The sequence below is a fragment of the Halomonas sp. IOP_14 genome, assembly GCF_021021315.1.
GTDB lineage: Bacteria > Pseudomonadota > Gammaproteobacteria > Pseudomonadales > Halomonadaceae > Vreelandella > Vreelandella titanicae.
Window position 1 is genome coordinate 1 of sequence record NZ_JAINWD010000067.1, and the last position, 5267, is coordinate 5267.

The 5267-nt window shown below is 55.1% G+C and carries 1 protein-coding gene; it reads right to left on the bottom strand.

Annotated elements, in window-relative coordinates:
- Positions 1–5267 (bottom strand): amino acid adenylation domain-containing protein (locus K7H09_RS23655; protein WP_230806271.1); only part of this gene is annotated, 5267 nt, incomplete at both ends.

Here is a 5267-nt window from a genome sequence, read left to right on the forward strand (position 1 = left end):
GATTGGCACGGGTGTTAAGTTCGGTGTAGCTCAGTGACTGCTCTTCAAATACGAGTGCCGTGCCCTCTGGGGTTGCCGCAGCCTGTCGCTCAACCAAGTGATGGACTGAAGAAGTGCCTGAATACTGTTGCGTATTCTCTCCCCACCCGTTCAACAACTGCTGTTCGTCTGCTCTGAGCAGACTGATCTCACTTAACGGTTGTTGAGGCGCCGCTTGCAGATTTTCTACGATGCCTGCAATGGCTGTGTTCAGGTAATCACACAACCGCTTAGCGCCGACTATACGGCTCACCTGCCCTACCAATTGGAAGTCATTACCTAGGTCGTCCACCGACATCGTAATCGGGTAGTTGGTGCGTTCTTGACCGCCCAGCACCTCCATGCCTTCCCAGGTATGAGCGGTGTTTCCCTCTTGCTGAGGAACACTGTAACGATAGTTCAGCAAGCTGGTAAATAGCGGCGTCCCACCAGGCAACCCACTACAGCGCTGCGCTAATCCTAAACTGGCATGTTCATGGTGCATTAGCTCAGATAGGGCGTCGTGGGTTTGGCGCAGGCACTTATCGGCACCTTGAGCCCTCAGTTTGATACGCACTGGTAGCGTATTAATAAACATCCCCAGTGCTCGTTCGGCCCCTTCAGTGCCCTGCATACGACCGAACAGCACAGTGCCAAATACCGCATCGTCATGCCCAGTCGTTTTGCTGAGCACCAAGGCCCAGGCTAAGTGGAATAGGCTGGCTGTGCTAACACCATGGCGTTTCGCCTGCTGCCGAACTTGCTGGGCTAGTTCCGCAGCCAAAGGAACGTGCACTTCTTCGATATCGCTGCCATCGCCGCGAACGTCTAGTAGCCCGAAGGGAGCCGTCGGTTCTTCAACATCGCCCAACCGCTCGCGGAAGAAGGATTCGTGCTCTTCCAGGCTACCCCCTAGCTGGGCCTGCGCCACGAAGTTGCGGAATGGTATCGGCTTGGGCAGTTCGTCCTCGCGGCCTTGCTGAATCAGAGCAATTTCTTCCACCAATAACTCAAGGGTGGTGTGATCCATGACCAGGTGGTGGCTAGGCAGTTGTAGCAACCAACGCTTTTGCTCAGGATCATGAGCGGCTACCGCTCGCAGCATAGGCGCTCGGCGCACATCAATACGACGATATTCAGGATCCACCTCGGCATTCAGCCGTTCAGCGACGCAGTGAGAACCATCTCCATTCAAATCTAGCCATTCGAGAGCTAATTCGGCATGCCGGTAAACTACCTGTACAGGCTGGCGGAGCCCGTCCCAAAGCACTGCAGTACGCAGGATGTCATGGCGGTGAATCAGTTTATTGAAACAGGCAATGAATGCTTCCAACCGTTCCCGGCTATCGAAACCAAGAAGGCAGGGAAGCACGTAAGTATCTCCCCGCTGCCGCAACCGGTGGTGGAAGAGAATGCCCTCCTGCAGCGGTGCCAGCGGATAGATATCCTGAATATTGCTAGCACCGCCGGGCACTGCCGCTTCGATCACGCTGATCTCTTCGGCATTGAGCTTGATTAGCGTCAACATGTCAGGCTGAAGAGATTGGCAATCGTGAGGGATCCGGTTGGGCGGGATGATAATTTCATCCCACAATGTCTTCTGGGCTATAGCCTGAGCAAAGGCTGCCAGTTCCGGGTATTGGAAAAGAGTACGCACCTGCGCTGTCAGTCCACAATTCCGCATTTTCTCCAGCACTTTCAGAGCCAGCAGCGAATGTCCACCCAACTCGAAGAAGTTGTCGTGTCGACCCACCTGATACACACCCAACACCTCACTCCAAGTCGCTGCTAGTGCTTCTTCCACCTCACCGTGAGGAGGCTCATACTGCTCGCTACTCGCCAGATCAGGCTCGGGCAGCGCCCTGCGATCCACCTTCCCGTTGGAGGTCAGCGGTATTGCGTCAAGGGGGACTACAACTCCCGGCACCATATAGTCAGGTAGAGACTGGCCTAGTCGCTCGCGGAGAGCGCTGGTATCGAGCTCAATGTTGGCTTCGGGAACCACATAAGCGGCTAATCTAGAACCACCGGGGCCTTCTTGTGCAAACACCACCGCCTCACGCACCTCCGGCTGAGATAGCAGTTGCGCTTCAATCTCCCCCAGCTCGATGCGGAAGCCGCGTACTTTCACCTGATGGTCAATACGCCCCAGGTACTCAAGCTGACCGTCTTCATGCCAGCGCACCAGGTCACCAGTGCGATAGAGTCGCTCTCCCGAGCCAAACGGGTCAGCAACAAAACGCATTGCTGTCAGGCTACAGCGGTTCAAATAGCCTCGTGCCAAGCCTGCTCCTGATACGTAAAGCTCTCCAGGAATCCCGATGGGGACACGATTAAGCTGGCTATTTAATATATGTGCGCCGAGATCCGGGAGGGTAATCCCTATAGGACTACGCTGACCTGTCAGATCATCAGCTGTCACACGCCGATAGGTGACATGCACCGTGGTCTCAGTGATGCCATACATGTTGATCAGGCGGGGATGATCATCACCGAAATGCTCAATCCAAGGGCGTAGGCTTTCCGGCGCCAAGGCTTCACCACCGAAGACCACCACACGCAAAGCTAGGTCTTCCGTGTTATAGAGATCAGGGGTAGCCATCAACTGCCGGAAGGCAGAAGGCGTCTGGTTTAGTACTGTCACTTGTTCCCGGCATAGCAGCTCAAGGAAGTCCTCTGGCGAACGGCTAACCCAGTAGGGCACCACGACGAGTTTCCCGCCCGTGCACAGTGCCCCAAACACCTCCCACACTGAGAAATCGAAGGCGTAGGAGTGGAACATTGTCCAGGCATCTTGCTCGTCAAAATTGAACCAAGGTGCCGTGGTATAAAGTAATCGCGTCACGTTCGCATGACATAGCTGCGCCCCTTTAGGTTGTCCTGTGGAGCCCGAGGTATAGATCACATAAGCAAGATTTTCACCGTGTAGCGTCACGTTTGGATTGGTCGACGCATGATGCGTCACATCCAACTGATCCAGTTCGATGACATTCAGGCTTTCAGCTACTGGTAACGACTCACTAAGATGTTGCTGGGTAAGCAGCAGCTCAATACCGCTGTCCTCGACCATATAGGCCAACCGATCGCTCGGATAATCGGGATCTAGTGGCACATAAGCACCACCCGCTTTGAGGATACCCAGTAGCCCCACCACCATCTCAAGGGAGCGCTCAACAGCGATACCCACCCGAGTTTCAGGTTTCACACCTAGCCCGATCAAATAGTGGGCCAAGCGATTTGCACGGCTGTTAAGTTCAGCATAGCTGAGTGACTGCTCTTCAAATATTATTGCCGCGGCCTCTGGGGTTGCCGCTGCTTGCCCCTCAATTAAGTGATGAATTAGAGAAGTGCCTGAATACTGTTGCGTATTTTCTCCCCACTCGCTCAACAGCTGCTGTTCGTCTGTTCTGAGCAGGTTGATCTCACTTAATGGTTGCTGAGGCGATGCTTGCAGATTGTCTACAATACCTGCAATGGCTGAGTTCAAGTAATCACACAGCCGCTGTGCACCAATCATTCGACTAACTTGTCCTACCAGTTGGAAGCCGTTACCCAGATCGTCCACCGACATAGTGATCGGGTAGTTGGTACGCTCCTGAGCCTCCAACAATTCCATACCTTCCCAAGTATGAACAGGGGTTTCCTCTTGTTGAGCCCCGCCATACCGATAATTCAGCAAGCTCGTGAATAGCGGTATTTCCCCCGTCAAGCCACTACTGCGCTGTGCTAACCCGAGGCTGGCATGTTCATGGTGCATTAGCTCAGATAGGGCATCGTGGGTTTGGCTTAGACCCTTATCTACTCCCTGGGCACCGGTTTTGATGCGCACAGGAAGCGTATTAATAAACATCCCCAGTGCCCGCTCAGCACCTTCGATGCCCTGCATGCGCCCGAACAGCACGGTGCCGAACACCACATCATCCCGCCCAGTGGTCTTGCTCAGCACCAAGGCCCAGGCCAAGTGGAACAGGCTAGCCGTGCTGACGCCATGGCGCTGCGCCTGTTGTCGCACCTGCTGGGCTAATTCTGTTTCAAGAGGAACGTGCACTTCTTCGATATCCCCACCATCGCTGCGCACGTCAAGCAACCCAAAGGGCGCTGTGGGTTCCTCTATATCACCCAATCGCTTCTGGAAGAAGGCTTCATGCTCAGCCTGACTTACCCCCAACCGCGCCTGCGCCACAAAGTTGCGGAATGGGATCGGCTTGGGCAGTTCGCCCTCGCGGCCTTGCTGGATCAAGGTAATTTCTTCCACCAGTAGCTCGAGGGTGGTGTGATCCATGACTAGATGGTGGCTAGGTAACTGCAGCAACCAGCGTCCCTGCTCAGCATCGTGGGCAGCCAGCGCCCGAATCATAGGTGCTTGGCTCGCATCAAGGCGATGGTGCTCAGGATCCACCTGGGTGTATAACCATTCGGCCACACCGCCGGTGGCCACATCTGGCGCGGTCGGCCACTCGATATCCAGCATGGCATGTCGATACACCACCTGCACCGGTTCACGGAGCCCCTCCCAGAGCACCGCAGTACGTAAAATATCGTGACGGGCAATAAGCTTATTAAAACCGGCAATAAAGGCTTCCAATCTCTCCCTGCTATCAAAGCCCAGCAGCCGAGGCGTCACATAGGCATCGCCCTCTTCTTGCAGCCGATGATGGAAGAGAATCCCCTCCTGCAGCGGTGCTAGTGGGTAGATATCCTGGATATTCCTTGCGCCACCGGGCACTGCCGCTTCGATCTCACGAAGCTCTTCAGCATTAAGTTCGATCAGCGTCAGCATATCAGGCCTGAGAGCCTGACAATCGTGAGGGATTCGATTAGGAGGGGTGATGAGTTCCTGCTGTTCTGGCTTCTGTGCAATCGCCTGGGCAAAGTCTATCAGTTCCGGGTGTTGGAACAGGGTTCGTACTTGTGCTGTCAGTCCCCGGTGCCGCATTTGCTCCAGCACTTTCAAAGCCAGCAGCGAATGGCCGCCCAACTCAAAGAAGTTGTCGTGTCGGCTCACCTGTTCGACGCCAAGTATCTCTGACCAGATTTCCGCCAGCGCTTCTTCCACTTCGCCCTGAGGCGGCTCATAGTCCGAGCCACTGGCCAAATCCGGCTCGGGCAATGCTTTACGGTCTACTTTGCCATTGGCATTCAGCGGCAGTGCACCAAGCGTGACCACGACTCCCGGCACCATATAGTCCGGCAGCCGTTGCCCCAGCGTCTCTCGTAGTGAGGTGCTGTCGAGTTCGCTGTCAGCCTGG